This window comes from Butyrivibrio sp. XPD2002 (genome assembly GCF_000423945.1).
GTDB lineage: Bacteria > Bacillota > Clostridia > Lachnospirales > Lachnospiraceae > Butyrivibrio.
In genome coordinates this window covers 44759-68344 of the sequence record NZ_AUIY01000021.1, presented here as the reverse complement: position 1 = coordinate 68344, position 23586 = coordinate 44759, and the positions used below count along the sequence as shown (strand labels likewise).

Below are 23586 nucleotides of genomic sequence, written 5' to 3'. Positions count from 1 at the left end.
AATTATAAGTTTATTTAATTTGCTAACAATAAATATTAACGTTGAATAATCTAAATTTTTTCTAAATTATGTTCATCAAAACGGATGTACTAAAACGGATACTAAAACGGATTGATTTTTATTTGCTGATACGTTAAATTCTAGTAATGCGAATCATAAAAACATTTTTAATCTTTTTAATACATTTACTTACGTTTATCACACAGTCTTTAAGGACTCAGACTGCAGAAATGACCAACCAGTTATACCCTCTCGGTACTGCCAATACGCCGGTGGGCAGAACCATAGTTGTAAGCATTTTTTGTGATGATGACACCTATTCCTGGGATTTTGATTCTAAGATAGATCAGAATACTGTTAATAAAGTAAACCGTTATATGCAGATAGCAGGCGACTATATTGAAGATGTAGCAGAAAGCTATGGAAAGGAAGCAGAATTCATAACGGATTTTCATGAAAACCCTGATCTGTTCTACAGCGTAAGCTTAAACTGTGATATGTCTGATGCAGAATCCCGCGCTTACCGTGTATGGAAATATATAGATAAGAACATTGATACATATGCTCTTCAGGACAAGTATGATGCTGACAATGTGATTTATTTCGTTATAACTAACACCGACTGGAATAATCGCAACATCACAAGTACCAGAGACTGGTATGAGGGTATGCCCTATCCCTATGAGATCGTATACCTTTTCACAATAGATGATACGGAAGCAAACTGCCCTGCGGTTTATGCTCACGAGATACTGCATACCTTTGGAGCACCTGATCTGTATACAACCGATGATACCTATGGAATTGATAAGACAGCGGTAAAATATTTCGAAAACAATATGCCTAACGAGCTCATGTATTGCTGTTCTGACTTAAGATCAACCAGATATCTGTATGACAGAATCAATAATGAAGTAAGTGAGCTGACCGCATACTATATCGGACTTACCGATAGTTCCGAGCTGGTTACAGAGCTTGGTCTTGAACCAAGTCAGCACACATATAAGTAGGGAGCTTAAGGTCGTATAATCTGCGGCACAGACGACAACAGATATTTCGTATATTCATTCTGAGGATTGGCATAAAGCTCAGCGGCAGGCGCTGTTTCACAGATTCTGCCATCTTTCATTACACATACTCTGTCAGCAATAAAGCTGACAACAGACAGATCATGACTGATAAAAAGACAGGTGAGCCCCATCTGTTTTTTTAATGTCTTAAGAAGATTCAATATCTGTGCCTGCACACAGACATCCAGCGCAGATACGGATTCATCGCAGACAAGAAGCTTAGGATTTAAGGCTATCGCCCTTGCTATCCCGATTCTCTGACGCTGTCCTCCCGAAAACTGATGCGGATAGCGGTCAAGGCAGTCAGTCCGCAGCTCCACCATGTCCACAAGCTCCAATACTCTCTCCTCAAGCTCCTTGCGGGAGTTGTAAACATGCCACGCTTTAAGGGGCTCTGCTATGATATCCCTTACCTTCATTCTGGGATCAAGTGACGATGCAGGATCCTGAAACACCATCTGCATCTCCCTTCTGTAGGACCTAAAATTTTTCTCGGATAGACCTGATATCTCCCTGTTCTCAAATAATATGGTTCCCTCATCAGCCTTAAGCATTCTAAGAAGAAGTCTTGCAAGGGTACTCTTCCCACAGCCTGATTCGCCTACCAGGGCCAGAGTCTCACCCTTATTAATATCCAGACTTACATCTTTAATTACACAGCTTTGCTTATTCCAGCCTATACGAAAACTCTTCTTTAAATGAGAAGCAGAAATCATTACTTCCTTTTCCATTATTTATTCCTCTGTTGTAACTACAGGTCTAAACTACAAAAATCGTTGCACCGGTATTCTATTTATGCCGCTCCCGGCGCAACTATGGCTCTTGTTATCGATATCAATTACACCTGTTCTCCCTTTTATATTGCCCCTGGTGTAAGAAAAAGCTCTTCATCGAATACCCTTTACACCAACCCTTGCATTATCTTGCCTCCTGGTGTACATATCAAAAATATATTTACACCTGTTTTATATATTTTATGCTCCTGACTTATCAACTTTGTTTTGCGGATTCACCAATTATTTCTTTTGCCAATCATCGACGTAACAGCAGATTTCTAATTCAAAATTCATTACACCTATTATCCATCTCTCACCATGATTGACTCACCACATATTTCCAAAAAGCCTTACCTTTAGCCCAACTTTCACATTTCACAGATACAGACGTAACTTCTACTCAGAAAGTTCAAAACGCTCCCTCAGAAAATCCCGAATAAGCTCAAAACCATCCTAAAAATCTCCAAAATTCCCGGCAGGATCTGATTGTTCCTAGATTCTGAGCCCGAGGTAATCCACCAGCCACCGCGTAAGCGGCATGCCCTTGCAAACAAAAAGATGACAGCCATTTTAGACTGTCATCACTATATTCATAAAGTCCTTATATTTTCTTGATAGATTCGGCATCGGAATAATTAGTTCCGGAAAATACCGGATATCTCCGGATTCTGCCACAATTTTGCGTTTATCCTGATTAACTATGAAAATATCCGCATCAAAATCCCATGTATATGAATTATAATCTTCCATAAACTTCTTTTCCGGGAAAAACGATGCCAGAGTTTCCTTCCTTAATCCCTCAAACTCACGTGTATCCGCATATTTCTTGGCCATAATCTTAAGTACATTGTTAGTGAAATCTATCGTTACTGTTTTCATATACTACTCCAAACCTTTTCAATCACAAATAGATAATCAAAATGCAATATCTTGTACTTATTATACCAATTTTAATGCTTTTATATCAATATGATGTTTTAAAACAAAACATTTTTTACTTATTGAAAAATTCTCTTATGGTAACAAGAAGGTCTGACTTGGTCGCTGACTTCAGAACGTACCCCTGAGGTTTAAGCTTTATAACCTTAGCTACGCTCTCCTTCTTATCAACTCCCGTAAGGAAGATTACGGGGATTGAGGCTGTTGTCTGATCCTCTCTTAGCATCTGCAGCACCTGGGGCCCGTCAACGATCGGCATCTCGTAGTCAAGGAGAATAAGGTCAACCTTGTTTTTGGTAAGGAAGGTAAGGCTCTGTGCACCTGATGCCACGATATCTACTCTGTAGGAGTCCTTAAGCCACTCTGCTACCATCTTGGCATAATTGGGATCGTCGTCCACTATCAGGATTCGCTTCATGACAGCCTGCTTCTTGTTCTTTTCCATAGCCCTTTTGACCATGAATCCGAAGTCCTCTATATCCAGCGGTCTGTCAAACCAGATGAGATACTCACCCAGCTTTTTCAGCCTTGAAACAAGTATTCCTTTCATCTCAACTTCACCGATGAGAACGATCGGTTTACCGCTATCCAGTGAATAATCAGCAAGATAAACCAATGACTTCATAAGGTCATCGGATATTTCATCAGGCAGATAGATAATGAAAAGATCCGCATCATTCCTGTGCGCTTCTATACGTTCGATCTTAGCCTTTGTGATAACTGAATGGAATTTCATCTCAGTCAGCTTCATCTCAATGCTTCGAACAATTATACTTTCCTTATCACTGATAAGCATAGCTGTTATCTTTTCCATTTATGCACCTTCCTCCATCACCACGAGTTAATCTGCACCCTTAAGGACAGCTCTTAGAGCTTCCTTCTGAATGTCTGCGTCATAGGACAGAATAGCGTCTACATTTTTACCTTTGATTTTTCTATCAGTATAATTCTTTGTTAATCTTATTATAAGGGGTATTTGAGCTACAAGTCCAATGAGATTTGGAATCATCATAAGACCGTTGAAGGTATCTGAAATATCCCATGCCAGATTGGACTCCATAACCGCACCAAAAAGTATAAGTCCTACAAAAAGAAATCTGTATAGCTTACCCATCGTAACCCCGAACAGGTACTCCGTAACCTTCGCGCCATAGTAAGACCAGCCAAGCACCGTTGTAAATGCAAACAGGGTAATCGCCAGAACCACAAACCACTCTCCCGGTTTTCCAAAGTGTGCTCCAAAGGCCTGTGTCACCAGTGTGGCATCATTTACGCCTTCCTTTGCTAGTCCTGTCTCTAAGTCTATGAATCCCGAATTAAGGATTACAACAGCCGTGATCGTGCATATAACCATCGTATCAAGGAACACCTCTGCTATGCCCCAGAGTCCCTGATGAACCGGCTCTCTTACGCAGCTGGTGCTGTGAACCATAACTGAGGAGCCAAGTCCTGCTTCGTTTGAAAATACGCCTCGCTTACAGCCATTTTTAATAGTGTTTAAGGCCAGCGCCACAGCTGATCCTGCTGCCCCTCCTTTTATTGCAGAAGGGCCAAGTGCAAATCGGAAAATAGCTGCAAATACAGCAGGTATTCCTCTGATATTCATCATGATAACAATGATGCAGCCCACCGCATAAAAGAAGGACATATACGGCACTAATAGCTCTGAAACCGCTGTCATTCTTCTATAGCCACCAAGAATAATGACAGCCGTGGCAGCAAGTAAAACCAGTCCTATTGCCCATTCAGCATTGGGAATTCCTATATACTCTCCGGTATCCTTCCCCGCCAGGAAGGCGGCCTCAACATTTAAAGTTATCTTATTTATCTGCGCCATATTACCTATTCCAAAGGACGCCAGCGCTGTAAAAACGCAGAACAAAATTCCAAGAATTTTCCCTAGCCTTTTGCAATGCTTCATGGAGCCAAGGCCATCCTGAAGGTAATACATAGGTCCGCCCGACCAGGCACCCTCTATGTTTCTTCGCCTGTAGTACATTCCAAGAAGGTTCTCTGAGTACTTGACCATCATTCCGAAAAAGGCCGCAACCCACATCCAGAATACAGCTCCCGGGCCGCCCATGCATATAGCTGTGGCAACGCCCGCAATATTGCCGGTACCTATGGTAGCGCATAACGATGTCCAGAAGGCCCTTCGCTGGGATAAGGCTCCTGCATCATTTATGATGCGGCCCTTTCCGTTCATTATCCCGAAGGTGTTCTTCACCCAGTGTACAACGTGTGTGATCTGGAAAAAGCCCGTAATGACCGTGCAGATAAGACCTGTTCCCAAAAGCAGGAAAAGGCCGAAGGTTCCCCATGCAAAGTTATTCACCGCATCATTTATCCGGATTACTGTTTCCATGCAGAATTTCCCTTCTAATACACATTACACCATCATCACTTTAATATCTCCAGGATTCCGTCATAATCAAGCTGCGACGCCCTGGCTGACAGAGCTTCAATTTTTTCCTTTTCATCGTCAGGAATTTCATAGCGCTTAATGTCGTTCATGATGTCTTCAACTGCGCTGTAATCCATGGCTTCAGCTGCTTCCTTAAGTCCGTCGTAGACGATACCCAGAAGGAACGCATCCGCTACAGGCTTACTACGCTTTCCCGCCGTTTCATCCCTGGGTTCCTCAAATACCTTACTGAGCTTTTCCTTATAGGCCTTGTACTCCTCCATGAATTCATCATGGTGTTCCTTGATAAATTCTATGTCATCAGCTTTTCCTGCCATCTCAAGATTCTCAGCCTTCTTGGAGGTCTTAAGTGCGCCTATGAGCTTACAGGAGCTCTTAAGGGCATGAATCTTAATGGTGTAGGAAGGCCAGTTACTGTTTTCAAAATAGCCCTCCAGCTCCTTGGAATAATCCTCGATGGACTCATAGAATATCTTAAGAACTGATTTAAAGGCATCCTCTGAGCCGCTGTTCTTAATTGCAGCATTGCCCTCAATTCCTTCTATTTCGTCGTACCATTTGGGCCCAGGGGCCCCCGCTGCTACTGCTTCTACAGCTACTTCCTCAGAGCTTTCTTCCTCATCAGCTTCTTCTGTATCCTGCTCCTCTTCCAAAAGAAGCTCTTCCTCTTCTTCGTCCTCGATAATCTTTTCCTTCTCAAAGAAGCTTGAGAGATTGTAGGACTTGTTGGTCTTTACAAAGTAGATAATTCCTAAGGATCCGGGACCGCAGTTTGAGGAAATAGCGGCTGATGCCTGCTTAAACACTACATTTTCGAAGTAAGCATATTTTCTTATCTCTTCCTTAACCCACATAAGAATATCCATGGGTATATCCACATAGGTTATGAAACACACCTCGGGATCAGGAATCACATCAACAGGAAATGCGCTTGCAATATATCCCTTATAGGCCTTCCTGCTGTTGCCCATCCAGATGCTTCCCACGCGATACTTATTGCCCTTTATGACAACGCTCGGATGTAAATTAAGACTTCTTGCCAGCTTGTCGATTCCGGAGCTCACAAGACCTTTTCTTGCCATGAACTCAGTAGTATCCATGATGAAGCTGCACTTTAAGCGGGTTTTTACCTGCTCAAGCTCTTCTACTATCTCTTCTACATTATCCTTCATCTGCATCAGCTTGCAGGCTATGAGAACAAGTAAGCCTGTAGCTGAGGAGAGACACTCTGAATTGATTACTGTAACGTTATCAAAGGACTTCGCGGCCTCCGAAGCTATCTTGTACTCATCACTCATACTGGTAGTAAGTGATATGTGGATAAGATGATGAGCCTTCTTTAATCCTGCTGCAAAGAAATCTGTGTACGCCGCTTCATCAGGTGGTGTTGACGTAGCATTTCTGCCGCTTCTTATGTAGCGCATAAGCTCATCTGCTCCCATCTGAATGCCGTCCTTAAATACTCCCTCTTCTGTCCTGATCTGGAAGGGCAAAATAGGAATGTGCAATTTTTTAAGAAGTGATCCCGGAAGGTCACACATACTTGTAGATGTGATTATTACGGGAGCTTTTCCTGAATAGCCTGCAGCGGTATTTATGTCCTCTCTCAGGTTCATAACCTTGCTTCTGCCCACAACAAGCTTCTCTATCGGAATGAACTTGATAAGCAGCTTTTCAAGAGCCTCACCGGATACCGGCTTTACCAGGTAACCATCGAAGCCTGCACGGTTATACAGCTCCTTATTATCGCTTCCTGCGTTGGCAGTAAGAACCACCACAGGTGTTGCAAGATTAAGTCCTCCTGCATGGTTTCTTATCTTCTCAAGGCACTGTATACCATCCATCTCAGGCATCAGATGATCCATCAGTATGACATCGTATTTGTGCTTTAAGTCAAGCTCAAGGGCTTCCTTACCGCTCACAGCCTTATCGATCGTCATATCGGTATCTGCAAGAAGCTTGGTCTCTACCTCGAGATTCATAACATTATCATCAACGATGAGGATTCTTGCTTCAGGTGCGCTGAAGCTGCTGGTATAAATTGTCCTGTTTACAGCACTCTGGTTGTGAATATTGAGCTCGCCGATATGTGTGGCGTCGGAAATACCCTGGTTTAACACAACAGTGAAGGTTGAGCCCTCTCCGTATACACTGTTTACGGTGATGGTTCCGCCCATAAGGTCAACAAGCTGCTTTACTATGGAAAGTCCAAGTCCCGTTCCTTCAATGTAGCGGTTCTTCTCTTCATCCACTCTCTTAAAGGCATCGAAAAGATAGGGAATAACTTCCTTCTTTATACCCATACCTGTATCTGAAACTGAAATGGTAAGGGCCACTGTTTTTTCATTCTTCTGCTCACTCTCAATGCGCAGGTCGACACTACCGGCACCTGTGTATTTAACCGCATTGTTAAGAAGATTGATGATTATCTGCCTGATGCGTATCTCATCACCATAGAGAACCGTAGGTACTGAAGGATCAACGCTGACGCCCAGCTTGATGCCCTTTTCATGGGCTTTCAGCCAGACCATATTAACTATCTCAGAGAGCATGTCACCTATTTTGTAGTCCACAGGAACGATGCTCATATTTCCGGCTTCCATCTTGGAGAAGTCCAGAATGTCGTTTATAAGGGACAGGAGCATTTTGCCTGAGCCCTGGATTCCATTGGCATCACGCACTATCTCATCTGTCGCATCAGGGTCACGAAGTATCAGCTCATTTAATCCCAATATGGAATTGATGGGCGTGCGGATTTCATGGCTCATGCTGGAAAAGAATCTGTTCTGGGATTTTGTAAGCTCCTCAGCCATTTCCGCAGACTTTCTGGCACGGGAATTTTCATCCTTGAAAAACATATTCTGAAGCCAGGTCATGGCAAAGCAGATGATACCTACAAGTACAATGGACATGTACGAATCAAACAGGAATACACTTTTTGAATGCTCATAAACCAGCTCAGGGTGATAGTATTCAAGCATGTAGCAGCCAAGGGACATGCTTACAATGAGTACAAATATCACTCTTCTCCACATACCTGTGAGGACAAGACCTGCATAAGTAAATATGAAGATGATCCACAGAACGCCTCCGCCTTCTACACCGCCTCCAAAGACAAACAGCGAAGGAAGGATGATAAATACCAGGCCAAGGACTGTAATTTTCGTAGCCACATAAACCTTATTAAGCTTAAGAGAGATTATCATTATGACCGGAACAAATATCAGCGTTCCTGCAATGACGGCGATCTCATGAGGGTTTTCCTGCTCAATAATATCGCCGATAAGTGCGATCAGTACTGTCACCTCAGAAATGCAGGAAAGGGCTATATATATTCTCTCCTTGATATCTCTCTCAGGATCTCTTATGGCATCCATGATGTTTCTTATAAGCCCGTTTTTCTTCATAATGACTGACCTCCCTTATCTTCAACTGATTTGGGAAGTTCCCTTGTCAAAACGCGTTCAAAGTCAGCGATATTTATGGGCTTTGCAATGAAGCCGTCAAAGCCCTCCTGTATGAACATCTCTCTCGCACCGGAAACCGCATTGGCAGTAAGTGCTATTACCACGATGCTCTTATGCATATCTGCTGCCACGGATTTAATCTGCTTCATGGCTTCAACGCCGTCCATACCGGGCATCATGTGGTCCATGAATACCACGTCATAGTCATTATTGCGGAACTTGCTTATAGCTTCCTTTCCGCTTCCTGCTGTATCCGTAATGATTTCATAGTCCTTGAAAAGCTCTGTTGCAACCACAAGGTTCATGGGTTCATCATCAACAACAAGGGCTCTGACATTCTTAAATGACGGTCTTGGATTCTGTCCGATATCTGTAAGATCACCTGCTTCGCGACCTTCGTTGAGGACCTTGATTACAGGATATGCATAGAGAGGCTTAGGCATTACAAGTACAGCACTACCTGTATTTGGCTTAAAGCCAGGTGATGCAGATACTGCCACCACGACATCTCCCTTACTCATCTCATCGAAGTATTCGGGATTTTCCTCGTATTCCTCCTGCCCCATGAAAATAACTGAAATATCAAGCTTTTCCTTCAGCTTTTCTATCTCACCTACTGTCTCTGCGGGATATAGCGGAACTCGGATTCCTGCTGCAAGATTAGTCGCCATAGAGCGATAGAAATCGCGGACTCTGGGAACCTTGTACTTATCCGAGCGGACATGGAAAATGATGTCTCCGCTGAAATCATTTGACAGCATAAGACATGGATTCTTGTCCACAACCTTCTGAGGGATTGTCACACGGACAGTGGTTCCTACGTGCTTCTCACTGTCGATTTTTACAAAGCCTCCCATCTTGTGGGCAAAGCCATACACGATAAATAGCCCAAGACCGATTCCGCCTGAGCTGCGATTTCTTTTCTTATTGACCTGATACATGCCCTTGGAGACAGATGCTATCGACCATCTGTCCATACCGATACCTGTATCAGTCATCTCTATACAGAGGTTTACACCGTAGTCTGTGTTCTCCGTAAAGACCTTTACATAGATTCCGCCTTTTCTGGTAAATTTTATAGCGTTTTCTAAGAGGTGCCTGAATATCTTATGGATCTTCTTAACGTCTCCCAGCATCTTTGAAGGGACCTTCGGATCCATATCCACGATCATCTCAAGATTTTTTTCATTGTTCAGAAAACGGAAGCCCACCACAACGTCATTTAGAAGTGATGTGCTCATGTATTCATCCTCTTCAAGAATTACCTTCTCTCTCTTACATTCCGTGTAATCCTGAATATCCTCGATCTGGTAGGCAAGGCGGATTCCGGCATTTTTAATGGAGTATGCCTCGTTGCCCACATTCTTTTTAATCAGCATCTCTGACATGCCGTTTACTACATTTACAGGGGTTCTGAGCTCATGGGAAATATTGGAAAGAAAGTCCTCCATGTCCATATCAACAGATTCGATACGCCGCTCCTTTTCCGAGTCAGACTGCATCATCTCCTGTCTGTTATCAATGGCTTTAGTGCAGCAATAATAGATCATGGTAACGATGGCTACATGGAGAACGATTCTCGATATTGTCATGGAATCAAATGTAAAGTTCAGATTGCCGATGGCCATGACAAGCTGCATTCCCATGATCAGGATGTATTCAGCCAGCAGCAGGTTCATCATATATATATCATCGTAGAAGGAAAAAGCGACCATGGAAATACCAACCACCAGAGCAACATCAAAAAAGCTGCTCTCGTGGACGCCATGGAAAAAGATCGCCAGCATCGCAAAGGCAAGACCTGCAACCTTGCGCACCTTGTATTCAGGATTCCCGGAAATATGCATGAGCCACAGACCCAGAGTACCAATAATAATGATCGGCGGAACCCAAAATTCCCAGCCGGCCAGGGTAGTCTCTATCGCAAGGCCTACGCAAGCAACGGAAATAAGGAGAATAATAAATCTCTCATTTTTCGCCTGGTCCATATTTATCCCTCTCATAAGAAAACACTATCCCGTATACATTTATTCTAACGTGAGGTGATAACTTTTTTATAGTTGCAAATCGAAACATTTGCTAAAAAATTTATAAAAAAACCACACCCATTTTTCAGGGTGTGGTGTGTAGATTCGTATATTATTCTTTGCCGCTCCAGCAGTATGTGCAAAGCTTGCAGGGCTCCATGGGAATAGCCTCAACCATATCATCAAGTCTGTGATAATGAAGTGATGTGAAATTGAGCTCTTTTCTTATCTCCTCAAGCATAGCCTCGTACTGAGGTGAATCGGGATCAGTATACTTTCTTACTGTCTCATCGCCCGGCTTCGGATAGCCTTCAAGCTTCTCGATAACTCGTCTGGTGATAAGCTCCATCTCTGAGTTGGAACGTGAGAAGTTGAGGTATTTACATCCATATATAAGCGGAGGACATGCAGGTCTGATGTGAACCTCCTTAGCACCGCTCTTATACAGGAATTCTGTGGTCTCACGAAGCTGTGTACCGCGCACGATAGAGTCGTCGATAAGAAGAAGACTCTTGTTATTTATGAGCTGATTAACGGGAATAAGCTTCATCTTGGCGATGAGATCACGTCTTGACTGAACTGTAGGCATAAAGGATCTCGGCCATGTGGGTGTGTATTTTACAAAGGGTCTGGAATAAGGAATTCCTGATGCGTTGGAATAACCGATAGCGTGAGCCACACCGGAATCCGGAACGCCTGCAACGATATCGGGGTGCAGTCCTCTTTGCATATCACGCTGGGCAAGCTTCTTACCACAGCCGTATCTCATATTCTCGACGTTAAGTCCTTCATAGCAGGATGCCGGGAATCCGTAGTAAATCCAGAGGAATGTACAGATGCGCATCTCGTCAAAGGCAGGTGCCACGATCTCCACACTCTCAGGAGTGATATATGCTATCTCTCCGGGGCCAAGCTCCCTGTAGGGATCATAGCCGAGGTTTAAGTAGGAAAAGCTCTCAAAGCATACGCAGTAGCCCTCTTCCTTATGGCCTATCTGAACGGGAGTCCTTCCGTATCTGTCACGGGCGGCATATATACCCTCGGTAGTCATGATGAGCATTGTCATTGAGCCCTTTATGATCTCCTGGGCATAACGTATTCCTTCAACTATTGTAACCTTCTGGTTGATGATGGAAGCTACCAGCTCTGTGGGGTTGATATCTCCACCACTCATCTCGAGAAAGTGGGATCTGTTGTCCGCAAAAAGCTTATTGGTTATCTCCTCAAGGTTGTTGATCTTACCCACTGTTGTAATGGCGTATGTGCCATGATGTGAGCGTACGATTAGGGGCTGCGGCTCGAAATCTGAAATACAGCCGATACCAAGATGACCTTCCATTCTAAGCATATCCTCTTCGAATTTAGGTCTGAAATATGATCTCTCTATATTGTGAATGGAACGGTCGAAGCCTTTTTTCCTGTCATATACAGCAAGACCTGCACGGCGAGTGCCGAGATGTGAATGATAATCTGTTCCGTAAAACAGATCAAAAACTGCGTCTTCACGCGATGCTACTCCAAAAAAACCACCCATGGAAACCTCCCTGAATAATGATTATCATTTGAACTATACGCTCTACATGATAACACAAAGAAGGTTCCATGTGTGGTTTTAATTTTTGAATATTTTATGTAGTTCTGTTAACGCTTGGTGATTAGAGTCTATCGTTTCTCTTTACGTAAGCAGGTGTTACAGATCCGGATACCACCTTTTTCACATGTCTTATCTGTGCCCACTTATCGATTACGGCATTCTCGATATAAACGCCATCAGCGATATCGTTGTAGGCAAGAATAATCGAATTCCTGACAACTGTATTTTTACCAATGTGAACATTACGTCCAATGATGGAATTCTCAACTGTTCCCTCAATGAGACCTGCGTTACATACAAGTGAGTTAACAACCTTGGCGCCATGTACGTACTGTGTAGGGCACGCATCTGTGGTTCTGGTGTAGATAGGCCACTCAGGTCTGAAGAACTCCATTGAAGTACTGTAATCAAGGAGTTCCATATTTGCTCTGTAGTAGTCATCAAGGCTTGTTATTGCTGCGAAGAAGCCCTTGTGCTGGAATCCTCTTACATCAAGCTCCTTGCAGGAAAGAGCTATCATATCAGCAAGTGAATATGCTGAGGATTCCTTTCTTGACTTCTTGATGAGGTCTATGAAAATCTCCTTGCTCATAACATAGGTGTCCATGCTGATATTTCTCTCCTTGGCGGTACCCATGTTGCGCTCAAGTGACTCTACACCCTTCTGCTTATTCAGAGTAACTATATTGCAGCCTCTGAAATATTCCTTAGCCTGATCTACTTTATGGTAAAGCAGTGTAATATCTGTTCCGGATTCAATATGCGCATCCAGAAGTGCCTCATAATCCTGTTTGTAGATCATGTAGCTGGGTGCTATGACAACGTACTCCTGGGGCATACGCTCAATCTGCTCAATATTTTCAAGATAAGCGTTGATATCAGTATTATAAATGGAGCTTGCACCGTTGTTCTGTGTGAAGAACATCTGAATAGCTCCGCGCTTGGAGTTGATGTTGTAATGGCGACCGGATCCGATATGCTCTACAATGGAACGTGGTCTTGAGTTAAGGCATACCTGGATTCTCTCGAAGCCGCTGTTACTCATGTTCGAAATAGGAAAATCGATAACACGGAATCTTCCAAGGAATGAAAATGCTCCGATAGGTCTGTAATCGTGAAGTCCCTCAACTCGAATAAAATTAGAAGCGGAATTTATCACGCCAAATGCTCTGCTTGCCATATCACTTATCCTCCCCCTTTATACTTTTTGCAACAAGGAGGATTTCTTCACTCTTCTTGTTTCCAACAGTTACATTTCTGCCTATACGGACATGGTCAGCTACGAGGCATCTTGTGACTGTAGCGCCCTCAAGGACAACTGCTCCCGGCATAAGCACGGAATCTGTAACCTTAGCTCCGGGGCCAATCTTAACTCCCGAGAAGATAACTGAGTTCTTAACCTCACCGCCGATGGCAGAGCCCTGGTTGATGTATGCTCTGTCGATCTTGGCACTCTCTGCGATGTACGCAGGTGTCATACCTGTATCCTCTGTATAGATCTTCCAGGATGTATCAGCAAGGTTAAGCTCGTTCTCGCTGTCCAGAAGGTCCATATTGGCCTCCCAGAGAGAATCGATTGTTCCTACATCCTTCCAGTAGCCCTTGAATTCATAGGCATAGAGAGCCTTGCCTTCGTCGAGCATTACAGGGATGAAGTCCTTACCGAAATCATGGCTTGAATCCGGATTCTTCATATCCTCGATAAGCATCTTGCGCATGGTCTTCCAGTTGAAGATATAAATACCCATGGATGCAAGGTTGCTCTTCGGCTTCGGGGGCTTTTCCTCGAACTCCACAATACGTCCGTCATTTGCAGTATTCATAATACCGAAACGGCTTGCTTCCTTCATGGGAACGCCTATAACGGCAATAGTTGCGTCTGCATTATGCTCCTTGTGGAATCTGAGCATCTTATCATAATTCATTTTGTAAATGTGATCTCCGGAAAGAACAAGTAAATACTCCGGATCGTAGGCATCGATAAAATCGATGTTCTGAGAAATGGCATCAGCCGTTCCGCGATAAACGTCAAATCCTGAATCAGCTTTTTCTCTGGGTGTCAGAACGAATACACCGCTGTCCTTGGTATCAAGGCCCCAGCGTCCGCCTGCAGCCACATAGCTGTTCAGAAGGACTGACTCATACTGTGTAAGTACTCCGACAATATCTATACCACTGTTAGCACAGTTACTAAGCGGAAAATCTATGATACGGTATTTTCCACCGAAGGCAACAGCCGGCTTAGCGACTTTGTTGGTAAGCTCGTGAAGACGGCTTCCTCTTCCACCGGCAAGTATCATAGCAAGCATGTTAGTTTGAGCCATAACAAACCCCCCTCTTTTTTCATAATTGTAGATACAATAATTTTAAGCGGTATGCACAATAATTTCAATAAAAATTAGGGGATTTCAGATAAAATGGAGGTTATATTTTTTTAATAAAATAACCTCCCCATCTCATAAAATGAAAGGGGAGGTTTCGCTGCAAAAATTGTCATCTGTACAGTGTGTCGATCTGCTCCTGAAGAGCAGCTGTCACATCATCAATTCCTTCAAGAGCCAGCTCCTTCTGCATCTCTTCAACGATGCTCTCTGCCGTGCCGTTGTATTTGCCAAAGGATATCTGCTTCATATAGGTCTCATAGATTTTGTTGCACTTCTCTATTTTGGCCTCTATCTCTGTCTCATCAGGAACAAACTGTCCGTAGGGATAGTCATATTTTTTCTTGTCATAGGCTGTGTATAATTCGTCTACTACATCCCAGTTGGTGTCGGCATCACGGATCTCAAGATTGTCATTTCTGCCCCACCAGAAATCGGTTATATCATAGATGTTATCACTTTCAGGGTCGTATCCCTCCGGTTTTGCTCTTAAGCCCTCTTCGTTTATGATGTAGGATATGCCCTCTATTCCATAGCAGATAAGCCTGTAGCAGGTTTCATTGTTACGAAGCATATCATAAACCATAAGGGCTCTCTCAGGATTCTCTGACGCTGCAGAGATGGCCATGGCACCGTGGGTTATTGTTCCGGAAACAAGGTTGTCATTCTCCTCTCCAAAGTAGAAGAAGCCGGACTCCGCATTTGGGTTATCTTTATATAACACGTTCTCTTCATTTTTAGAGCAGAGATTTACGAAGGTCTGGGTGTGATGCTGTTCTGCCGCAACAAGTCCTCTCCTGTACTCAAGCCTGTTATCACTTTTAGGCTCATCCATGACGTGGGAGGTCCAAACTCCCATCCTATCCCATTTTTTCATAAGCTCGGCATACGCAACCAGCATATCCGTATCGTCCATTGCAGGAACATAAATCGTGTAGGGATCTTCCCTGGTGCCTCCCCAGAGCTTCTCATTGCCAAGGCTGTCTATAGGCACAAACTCGGAATGGGAGGTTATCCATCCTTCCGCCATATTGATATACATGGTGGAATTCGCATCCCAGGGACAGTTCAGCTCGGGATGATTTCCCCTTACATACTCAAAGTACGTTGTCATGTCATCCCAGCTCTTTACGCCCTTTTTCAGTCCCGCTTCCTTAGCAAAATCCTTGCGGTAGATAAAGCCATGATTGGTCCACTGGGTGTAGTTATCCTCTGGCATAAAGTATATCTGGTCATTATATTTGCACATTTCCCAGTGCTCCGGTGAAACGGATTCGTAGGTCTTGGGAGCATAGGTTCTTAGTATCACATCTGACAGTGGAAGAAAAACTCCTTTTTTCACATTTGCCCAGCCGTCAAGCCAGTCCGTGGAAGCGCCTATAAGATCAACGCTACCGTCCATAAGTCCTATCTCTTTATTGTATTTTTCCAGGTAATTATCCCAGCCTACAAATTTAATACTGAGCTCTGCGTTTAATTCATCGCCAAGGATTTCATTTAATTCGGCGATTGTCTCCCTGAGCCTCTCAGATGCTTTTCCTGTAGGCTTATCACCAATCGTAAGGTAATTTATGACTACGTGCTCAGATGTGTCTATGCCGGAGGTATCAAAGCCGGCCTCTTCATCATTTCCCTGTGAAATAATTGTTTCCGAGGAATTAAGAATATCCTCCGAAGCCACAAAGCCGCCCTCATTTGTATTATGGGCAGTGTCTTTGGGCGCAGGCTTTTTGCAGCCTGCTCCGCCCACAATCATTATGAAGCATAATAAAGTTGCCAGTACCCTCTTTTTCATAGGCACACCTCTAGCGCTAATCGTCAGCCAATTCTATAAACCTTAACTCCGTGTGGAGTTATTGTTGCTTTAAGTGTCCTGCAATCCTCAAATGAGAAATCCGAGGTATTTCCATTCCATACGTCAGTAACGCTGGTGGATTTATCAAGTATCTCTGTCTCGGATATATCCTCTAAATCTGCGCTGATCTCTCTCTCCTCATCACTGGTATTGAAAAGAGCGATATAACATTCTGTCTTACTCTCGTCGCAGTTTTTCCAGATTGCTTCGTCATCTGTTCTGAGTACCTGTTCACCGTAATGACGGCCGTCCATGAGCTTTAAAAGATCCTTGTTGATGAGGTACTGCAGATCCTCAGCTGTCATCTTGGTGAGCTCACCGCCTATCATGAGGGGTGAACCGAACATGCACCAGAGACTCATCATTGTGCGGAGCTCATCACCGTTAAAGTTGGATCTTCTCTCATTGCCAAAGCCGTAGCCAAGCCATCCGATGGGAAGCATGTCACAGTCAGGGTAGTTGCCCCTTGATGTTCTCTTGTTCCAGGATTCGCATCTGTAGAACATCTCCTTTAAGAGTCTCCAGTCATCCCAGAAGTCATCGGTAATACGCCACATATTGGCATTTTCCTCATAGAAAAATGCTCTGTCCACGTGAGCAGGTCCCGGTGAAAGTGAAAGAACGATGCTTCTTCCGGTCTTCTCAATTGCTCTGTGAATCATCTTTGTTTCTTCATAGCCGCTGAATCTGATGCGGCCTCCATCAGGATAGAGGAAGCTGTCGCAGATATCATCGCACTTGATAAAATCAACGCCCCAGTCTGCATACATTTGAATGAGATCATCGTAGTATGCCTGTCCTGCCTCGTTATTTCTAACGCCGTACATATCAGGGTTCCAGCCGCAGATTGACCATGCATCTGCTGCTATATCAGCTGTGTACTCACTTCCGTGGATCTTACATCTGTTATGTGCTGCCTGTCTCGGTATTCCTCTCATGATGTGGATACCGAATTTCAGGCCCTTGGAGTGAACGTATTCTGCCAGCTTCTTAAAGCCGCTTCCGTCCGCAGATGAAGGAAATCTGTTAGGTGAGGGCAAAAGCCTTCCGAATTCATCCATCTCATCATCCCCAAAGGGAATGTACTGATAGTCCTGTCTTCTGCTTCCGGCATCATTTGAATACCACTCAATATCAACAACTATGTATTCATATCCAAACTCCTTAAGATAGTTTGCCATGAAGTCTGTGTTGGCCTTGATCTCGGCCTCTGTTACCTTGGTGTCGTAGTAGTCATAGCTATTCCACCCCATTGGAGCACGTCGTGCAAAATCATTCTTATTCATACCTTTTCCTCTCCCCGTTGTATGTCATATATAGTTTAATTATGTCACATAATCACGATAATGGTTATTATATTTTCATTAAAAAACTGTATCAAGCCTTTTCTTGAAATTGGAAAAATTTTGTGCTATTCTGTATGTAGTTTTTAAAACTACATGTGAGAGTTATTTATATCACTTGCATATTTTTAGCAATTGGAGGCAGGTATGACAGCAAAGGAATTAAAGCATTTTTTCAAAGAGCATCTGGTACCATCCAAGCTCTACAAAATCGGTAAACATCGTGATGGCAGAATATGCCTCACCGAGCACAAGGGAGTCTGGGAAGTATATTTCTTTGAGCACAAGGAAAAGATAGGACTCATGAGTTTCACAGACGAGAACAGCGCCTGCCAGTCCATGAAGGAAGAACTCCGCAAGATCATGGAGAGCATCTACGAGATCACCTGGAAGCCCAGTCTTACTTCTTAACAGAATTAAAAGAGCCCGATTGTAGTAAATTCTACAACCGGGCATTTTTCATTCTTAAGATCTAAAGTACAGGATTGCACAGACTAAAGCCATAGCCCAGAATGCAAAGCCTATAAAGGTGGTGGTGCGGGCACTGTCGTAAGCCTCCTGAAGGACGTAATTCTCTTTTATCAGTTCTATTCTTTCCTCTTCGTGTCCGTCGTAGATCGGAGGCTCAGGCTCCTCTTCCTCCTCTTCGGAGGTCTCCTCGGAATTCTCCTGTTCTTCCTCAGTTCCACCGGTTTCATTTTCAAAGGCAATGTTCTCAATCGACGGCTCTTCAGGCTCGGGAACGGGCATCTGGATATCCTCACCGGATATCTCAGCAACACCCGGCTCGGTGCCATCACCATCGCCCTCTTCCTCGTCCTCATGACCTATCAGGCTGGGATCCTTGAGTTCAGGCTTCGGCGGCCTGTTAAATTCTCCCACTATGAAAAAGCCCATTCCTACAAGAAATATCGCAAGTGAATAGATCAAATAAATCTTGTTATGTCCCATATAAGCCCCGCCTCATAAAACAAAACTTATCAATACCAAAGGTATCATTCCTTTTTAACACTTATATCCTCAGGTGCTACCTTCTTAAGCTTCTTTGCGTAGTCCTTCTTTACACCGCCCTTCACATAGAAGGTTGCACCCTCGCCGATATTCTTAAAGCAGCCCTTGGAGAAGGTCTTAACCTTTTTGGATTTGATTGTTATATCATTTAAGTTGCTGCAGCCATAAAAAGCGCTTTTACCAATCTTGGTTACGTTGGCACCGATTGTCACCTCTTCAAGCTTCTCGTTGCCCTTGCAGGCTCTTACAGCTATGGAAGTAACCTTGGCATTTATATTGCCAATCTTAACTCTGTTGGGTATATCAAGGCTTATAGCGTCCGGATTAGCCATTCCCTTAAATGCCACCTCAAAATCGCCTGTAGCCTTGAATGTTCCGAGCTCTGTCACATAGACCTTTCCCTTTTTAAGCTTAGCCTTTACGTTCTTGTACTTAGGCCAGTACTTGTTCTTTGCAAGGTCGCCTCTTTCCTTAGCCCTGTAGTCTCTGTCTGAAGGAACCTCGAAATAATAGCACCAGTCATGCCCAGCATTATAGGCACCGTTTGCGGAATTCTTCACACCCTTAACCATGGAAAGTGTATTGGGATAGTAGGTATTAAGCTCATACTGCAGATAGTTGAGCTGACCCTCTAAGTCTGACCAGTCATAGCCATGGTCATCACACCATGCTCTCATTCTGGACATTCTCTCTGCATGCCACTGACAGATTCCGTAGCTTGTTCCGCCATCACTTGTAGCCTCTGTCCTGAAGGAGGATTCCTTCTCGATGTTAGCCAGGACTCCTGAGCCCGCAGCATTGTTGAAGCCCATCTCCTGCCTGAGGAAATAGAATATCTTTTCCTCATTGTTTTTTCCATTTAAAGATGCAGCCTTAACACTGCACCGCGGTGTAACCAGACTGCATCCTATAATAAACGCTATACCTAATAATACCTTTGCCCCAAATTTAACCCCTTTTTTCATACCAATTCTCCTTTAAAATGTAGCTCTGCTCTCACTTCGTTCGCCAGAGCAAAGTTCGATAACGGAAATCGAAGATTTCCTATCTCACTTTTACATCGGCTTTTCGTAGTAGAAAGAGCTCTTTCTTATAAATCCTATTTCCTTATAATTTATAATCTGCTCTGTGCTACCAATAAAGAGCACACCACCGGGAGCAAGAGAATCGTAATACTTTCTGAAAATCTCATCCTTTGCTTCCTCAGTGAAATATATAAGCACGTTACGGCATACGATAAGATGATAATCCTTCGGATAAGGCTCTCTTAAAAGGTCTGCCTGCTTAAAGTTTACACGCTTTTTAACGTCATCGCAAACACGCCACTTGTCGCCTTCCTGTGTGAGGAATTTCTTCTTAAGCTCTGCCGGAACCGCTGATACTTCCTTGGCATCATAGACACCTGCTCTTGCTTTTGCAAGGGCAACTGTATCAATGTCCCACGCTGTGATATTAATCTGATTCAGCGGAATATGGTTAGACAGCAGCATAACTATGGTATACGGCTCATCTCCTGTAGAACATGCAGCGCTCCAGATCTTCAGGTTCTTACCGAACTTCTTGATAAGCTCGGGAACCATGTTCTTATCCATAAGATTCCACTGGTCGATATTTCTGAAGAACTCAGATACGTTAATTGTAAGATACGTAATAAAGGTCTCACGAGCAGTCTGATCCTTTTTGATAAGATCCATATACTGATCGTATCCCTTACACTCTGTCTTACCAATAAGCGTATCGATCCTGCGCTTCATCTGTTTCTCTTTATACGCATTAAGATCAATCTTAGTCAGCTTATAAACTTCGCCCTTAAACCACTCATAATCAACTGCCATTTCCAGACCCCCTCGTGAATTGATCACTTAATCAGAAATGCATTCCTTATAGAATTGCATAGTTACTTATGGTTTAAGTATAACCAAGCGCTATATTTATGTAAAATAAAATAAACATAAACAATATTAAGTTTATATATCAAAACGTTATTTCGTAAAGAAAAAGGACTGCCGCACCATTAATGCGACAGTCCGGAATGAACTAATTATTATTCAGCATCCTGCTCAGCGATAGCCTTCTCAATATCAACTGATACTACATCGCCATCCTCTTCAGCATCTTCCTTCTCAGGAGCTGTAAGAGCCTTGATGCTAAGGCTGATCTTGCGATCTGCTTCATTGAAGTCTACGATTCTAGCTGTAACTTCCTGTCCGATGCTAAGTACATCTGAAGGCTTCTCAATGTGCTCTCTAGCGATCTGAGATACATGAAGAAGTGCATCGATGCCGGGCTCAAGCTCGATGAATGCACCGAAGTCAGTCATTCTGGCAACCTTACCAGTTACCTCGTTACCAACTGCATACTTAGAATCTGCATCCTTCCAAGGGTTCTCATCATCAAACTTTCTTGAAAGAGCGATCTTGCTGCCGTCGATACCCTTGATCTGAACCTTAACTGTATCGCCAACCTTGAAGGTCTTCTTAGGATTCTCAACGCGGCCCCATGACATCTCAGAGATGTGAAGGAGTCCGTCTGCTCCGCCGAGGTCAATGAACGCACCGAAATCTGTAACGTTCTTAACTGTACCTTCAACGATATCGCCAACACCGATTGTCTCGAAGAGCTTCTTAGCCTGCTCAGCCTTCTCAGCAGTGATAAGCATCTTACGGTTACCGATGTATCTTCTACGCTTCGGATTATACTCAGTTACTACGAACTGGATCTCCTGTCCTTCGTACTTGGAAAGATCCTTCTCATAAGTATCTGATACAAGACTTGCAGGGATGAAGATACGAACTTCATCAACTACTACTGTAAGTCCACCATCAAGTACCTGTACAACCTTAGCTGTAAGTACTTCCTGGTTGTTATAAGCTTCTTCAATGCGCTTATTACCTCTGTCGAGGGCAAGGCGCTTATATGACAGGATAACCTGACCGTCTGCGTCGTTGGTCTTAAGGACTTTGACATCCATTGTGTCACCTTCCTTAACCACCTGAGTCAGATCGATACTGTTATCATTGCTGTACTCGTTCTTTGTAAGTACACCATCTGACTTGTAGCCAATGTTAAGAATAATCTCATCAGGCTTGACAGATATAACAGTGCCTTCAACGACCTCCCCCGTATGAATTGTTTTGAACGACTCATTGAGCATTTGTTCAAAAGATTGTTCTGACATGATTCTGAACCTCCTCGATAATGTTCTTTGGGGTGGACGCCCCGGCGGTTATTCCCACTAGTTTAACCGCTTTAGGAAGTTCTAAATGCAAGTCATCCAGTGTTTGAATAAAATATGTATTTGCACACTTCTTACTGCATATCTCATACAGTTTCCTTGAATTAGAACTGTGCGCTCCGCCTATCACTATCATAGCATCAACCTGGCCGGCAATACGCTCTGCTTCGGTCTGCCTTTCTTCAGTTGCACTACAAATAGTGTTCACAACATTAACATTGTAGCGCGTATTAGAAAATTTATCAACGGTTTCTTGAAATTTATTTGTGTTAAATGTTGTTTGGGAAACGATACATATATCAGTTCCCTCCGGAATGTCGAGATCCAGAGCTTCATCAGGGCTCTCAACAACATAGACAGGACCTGATGCATAGCTCACAATTCCATCTACTTCGGGGTGTTTCGCACTTCCGACAACAACTATTGTCTTACCCTCGGCACTCTCCTTCTCAACTATGTTGTGAATTCTTTTTACAAAGGGGCAGGTAGCATCGATATACTCGATTCCACGCTCCTTCATGATCTCATAAATCTCTTTTCTGATTCCGTGAGATCTTATGATAAGAATTCCCTCGGTGAGACTTTTGAGCTCTTCCTCACCCTCTATCACGCTGACGCCCTGTTTTTCAAGGTCAGCTACAACTGTCTCGTTGTGAATGATAGGACCATAGGTGTAGATCTTTTTATCAGTATTCTTTTTTATCTGATCGTAAACAACGTCTACTGCTCTTGTGACGCCAAAGCAAAAACCAGCGTGCTCAGCTAAAATAACTTCCATAAATCAATTTCCTTTATAAAGCTCGATTATTTTATCCGCAACCTCATCAATTGTCATGTAGGAGGAGTCGATCTCCACAGCGTCATCTGCCTTCTTAAGAGGTGAGTTCTCTCTTGTCATATCCCTGTGGTCGCGCTCCTTGATATCCTCTTCTATCTCATCGATATTGCAGGTCTCGCCCTTCTCGATAAGCTCCTTATATCTTCTCTCTGCGCGGACTCTTGTTCCTGCAGTGAGGTATACCTTAAGCTCTGAATCAGGAAGAACCACGGTTCCGATGTCTCTTCCGTCCATAACAACATTAGTTGTCTTTGCCATTTTCTGCTGAAGCTCTACAAGCTTGGCTCTTACCTTTGCATTTGCACTGGTCTTTGAAGCCATTGCGCTTACCTGCTCGGTTCTAAGCTGTGAATTTACATTCTCTCCGTTCAAGTAAACAACCTGCTCACCATTCTCATGGCCGATAGAGATGTCTGCGCTGTCGATGTTCTTCTCGATCTCCGCACTGTCCTCTCCTGATACGCCATTTCTTATCATATGAACAGCCATAGCGCGATACATAGCGCCTGTATCAATATAAATAAAACCAAGCTTCTTTGAAACTATCTTTGCAATTGTACTCTTGCCTGCTCCTGCAGGTCCATCTATTGCTATACTACTTCCCATTTTAATTATTCTCCTTTGT

At 43.5% G+C, this 23586-nt stretch carries 19 protein-coding genes; 2 read left to right on the top strand and 17 right to left on the bottom strand.

Annotated elements, in window-relative coordinates:
- Positions 1–230: 230 nt before the first annotated feature.
- Positions 231–1010, top strand: a complete 780-nt coding sequence (locus G587_RS0112165) for a hypothetical protein (RefSeq protein WP_026492472.1) — start codon at positions 231–233, stop codon at positions 1008–1010.
- A 5-nt stretch (positions 1011–1015) separates the two neighbouring features.
- Here the strand turns inward: G587_RS0112165 and G587_RS22610 are convergent, their stop codons facing one another.
- From G587_RS22610 to G587_RS0112110, 11 genes are all read right to left on the bottom strand, one after another.
- Complete coding sequence (locus G587_RS22610) at positions 1016–1801, bottom strand: ATP-binding cassette domain-containing protein (protein WP_051201003.1); 786 nt, start codon at positions 1799–1801, stop codon at positions 1016–1018.
- A 615-nt stretch (positions 1802–2416) separates the two neighbouring features.
- Positions 2417–2725, bottom strand: a complete 309-nt coding sequence (locus G587_RS0112155; RefSeq protein WP_026492471.1) for a hypothetical protein — start codon at positions 2723–2725, stop codon at positions 2417–2419.
- Between the two features lie 115 nt (positions 2726–2840).
- Positions 2841–3599 (bottom strand): response regulator, encoded by a 759-nt coding sequence (locus tag G587_RS24515; protein WP_051201002.1) that lies wholly within the window; start codon positions 3597–3599, stop codon positions 2841–2843.
- A gap of 27 nt (positions 3600–3626) precedes the next feature.
- Complete coding sequence (locus tag G587_RS22600) at positions 3627–5150, bottom strand: alanine/glycine:cation symporter family protein (protein WP_035786555.1); 1524 nt, start codon at positions 5148–5150, stop codon at positions 3627–3629.
- A 35-nt stretch (positions 5151–5185) separates the two neighbouring features.
- The gene (locus G587_RS22595) at positions 5186–8617 is read right to left on the bottom strand and encodes a DegV family protein (protein ID WP_051201001.1); all 3432 of its coding nucleotides are present in this window, start codon (positions 8615–8617) and stop codon (positions 5186–5188) included.
- A complete protein-coding gene (locus G587_RS0112135) occupies positions 8614–10665 on the bottom strand; it encodes a response regulator (RefSeq protein ID WP_026492470.1) in 2052 nt (683 codons plus the stop codon). The genes G587_RS22595 and G587_RS0112135 overlap by 4 nt, the downstream gene beginning before the upstream one ends.
- Positions 10666–10816: 151 nt before the next feature.
- Entirely contained in the window at positions 10817–12238 is a 1422-nt protein-coding gene (locus tag G587_RS0112130; protein ID WP_026492469.1) for an amidophosphoribosyltransferase, read from the bottom strand.
- Positions 12239–12359: 121 nt separating this feature from the next.
- Positions 12360–13478, bottom strand: a complete 1119-nt coding sequence (glgD, locus tag G587_RS0112125) for a glucose-1-phosphate adenylyltransferase subunit GlgD (protein ID WP_026492468.1) — start codon at positions 13476–13478, stop codon at positions 12360–12362.
- A 1-nt stretch (position 13479) separates the two neighbouring features.
- Positions 13480–14622 carry a glucose-1-phosphate adenylyltransferase gene (locus tag G587_RS0112120; protein WP_026492467.1) on the bottom strand — a complete coding sequence of 381 codons (1143 nt, stop codon included), beginning with the start codon at positions 14620–14622 and terminating at the stop codon, positions 13480–13482.
- 169 nt (positions 14623–14791) lie between these two features.
- On the bottom strand, positions 14792–16474 hold the full coding sequence (locus G587_RS0112115) for an extracellular solute-binding protein (RefSeq protein WP_026492466.1): 1683 nt from the start codon (positions 16472–16474) through the stop codon (positions 14792–14794).
- A 23-nt stretch (positions 16475–16497) separates the two neighbouring features.
- Complete coding sequence (locus G587_RS0112110) at positions 16498–17820, bottom strand: glycoside hydrolase family 27 protein (protein ID WP_026492465.1); 1323 nt, start codon at positions 17818–17820, stop codon at positions 16498–16500.
- Positions 17821–18024: 204 nt separating this feature from the next.
- On the opposite strand from G587_RS0112110, the gene G587_RS0112105 reads away from it, so the two are divergent.
- Positions 18025–18288: a hypothetical protein gene (locus tag G587_RS0112105; RefSeq protein ID WP_026492464.1), complete on the top strand. Its 264-nt coding sequence runs from the start codon at positions 18025–18027 to the stop codon at positions 18286–18288.
- A 54-nt stretch (positions 18289–18342) separates the two neighbouring features.
- On the opposite strand, the gene G587_RS0112100 is transcribed toward G587_RS0112105, so the two are convergent.
- From G587_RS0112100 to cmk, 6 genes are all read right to left on the bottom strand, one after another.
- Complete coding sequence (locus G587_RS0112100; RefSeq protein WP_026492463.1) at positions 18343–18828, bottom strand: hypothetical protein; 486 nt, start codon at positions 18826–18828, stop codon at positions 18343–18345.
- Positions 18829–18872: 44 nt separating this feature from the next.
- On the bottom strand, positions 18873–19853 hold the full coding sequence (locus tag G587_RS0112095; protein WP_026492462.1) for a phage tail tip lysozyme: 981 nt from the start codon (positions 19851–19853) through the stop codon (positions 18873–18875).
- Between the two features lie 90 nt (positions 19854–19943).
- Positions 19944–20723 (bottom strand): CheR family methyltransferase, encoded by a 780-nt coding sequence (locus G587_RS0112090; protein ID WP_026492461.1) that lies wholly within the window; start codon positions 20721–20723, stop codon positions 19944–19946.
- Positions 20724–20932: 209 nt separating this feature from the next.
- Positions 20933–22066 carry a 30S ribosomal protein S1 gene (rpsA, locus tag G587_RS0112085; protein ID WP_026492460.1) on the bottom strand — a complete coding sequence of 378 codons (1134 nt, stop codon included), beginning with the start codon at positions 22064–22066 and terminating at the stop codon, positions 20933–20935.
- Positions 22047–22901, bottom strand: coding sequence for a 4-hydroxy-3-methylbut-2-enyl diphosphate reductase (ispH, locus tag G587_RS0112080; protein WP_026492459.1), 855 nt, complete (start codon positions 22899–22901; stop codon positions 22047–22049). The genes rpsA and ispH overlap by 20 nt, the downstream gene beginning before the upstream one ends.
- Positions 22902–22904: 3 nt before the next feature.
- Positions 22905–23567: a (d)CMP kinase gene (gene cmk, locus G587_RS0112075; RefSeq protein WP_026492458.1), complete on the bottom strand. Its 663-nt coding sequence runs from the start codon at positions 23565–23567 to the stop codon at positions 22905–22907.
- Positions 23568–23586 lie beyond the last annotated feature (19 nt).

Coding starts and splice junctions, on each gene's coding strand:
- G587_RS0112165 (WP_026492472.1), top strand. CDS start 231: ATGACCAACCAGTTATACCCTCTCGGTACTGCCAATACGCCGGTGGGC.
- G587_RS0112120 (WP_026492467.1), bottom strand. CDS start 14,622: ATGGCTCAAACTAACATGCTTGCTATGATACTTGCCGGTGGAAGAGGA.
- ispH (WP_026492459.1), bottom strand. CDS start 22,901: ATGGAAGTTATTTTAGCTGAGCACGCTGGTTTTTGCTTTGGCGTCACA.
- G587_RS22595 (WP_051201001.1), bottom strand. CDS start 8,617: ATGAAGAAAAACGGGCTTATAAGAAACATCATGGATGCCATAAGAGAT.
- G587_RS0112135 (WP_026492470.1), bottom strand. CDS start 10,665: ATGGACCAGGCGAAAAATGAGAGATTTATTATTCTCCTTATTTCCGTT.
- G587_RS0112090 (WP_026492461.1), bottom strand. CDS start 20,723: ATGGCAGTTGATTATGAGTGGTTTAAGGGCGAAGTTTATAAGCTGACT.
- G587_RS0112130 (WP_026492469.1), bottom strand. CDS start 12,238: ATGGGTGGTTTTTTTGGAGTAGCATCGCGTGAAGACGCAGTTTTTGAT.
- G587_RS0112105 (WP_026492464.1), top strand. CDS start 18,025: ATGACAGCAAAGGAATTAAAGCATTTTTTCAAAGAGCATCTGGTACCA.
- rpsA (WP_026492460.1), bottom strand. CDS start 22,066: ATGTCAGAACAATCTTTTGAACAAATGCTCAATGAGTCGTTCAAAACA.
- G587_RS0112095 (WP_026492462.1), bottom strand. CDS start 19,853: ATGAAAAAAGGGGTTAAATTTGGGGCAAAGGTATTATTAGGTATAGCG.
- G587_RS0112115 (WP_026492466.1), bottom strand. CDS start 16,474: ATGAAAAAGAGGGTACTGGCAACTTTATTATGCTTCATAATGATTGTG.
- G587_RS0112100 (WP_026492463.1), bottom strand. CDS start 18,828: ATGGGACATAACAAGATTTATTTGATCTATTCACTTGCGATATTTCTT.
- G587_RS0112155 (WP_026492471.1), bottom strand. CDS start 2,725: ATGAAAACAGTAACGATAGATTTCACTAACAATGTACTTAAGATTATG.
- G587_RS22610 (WP_051201003.1), bottom strand. CDS start 1,801: ATGGAAAAGGAAGTAATGATTTCTGCTTCTCATTTAAAGAAGAGTTTT.
- G587_RS0112110 (WP_026492465.1), bottom strand. CDS start 17,820: ATGAATAAGAATGATTTTGCACGACGTGCTCCAATGGGGTGGAATAGC.
- G587_RS24515 (WP_051201002.1), bottom strand. CDS start 3,599: ATGGAAAAGATAACAGCTATGCTTATCAGTGATAAGGAAAGTATAATT.
- glgD (WP_026492468.1), bottom strand. CDS start 13,478: ATGGCAAGCAGAGCATTTGGCGTGATAAATTCCGCTTCTAATTTTATT.
- cmk (WP_026492458.1), bottom strand. CDS start 23,567: ATGGGAAGTAGTATAGCAATAGATGGACCTGCAGGAGCAGGCAAGAGT.
- G587_RS22600 (WP_035786555.1), bottom strand. CDS start 5,150: ATGGAAACAGTAATCCGGATAAATGATGCGGTGAATAACTTTGCATGG.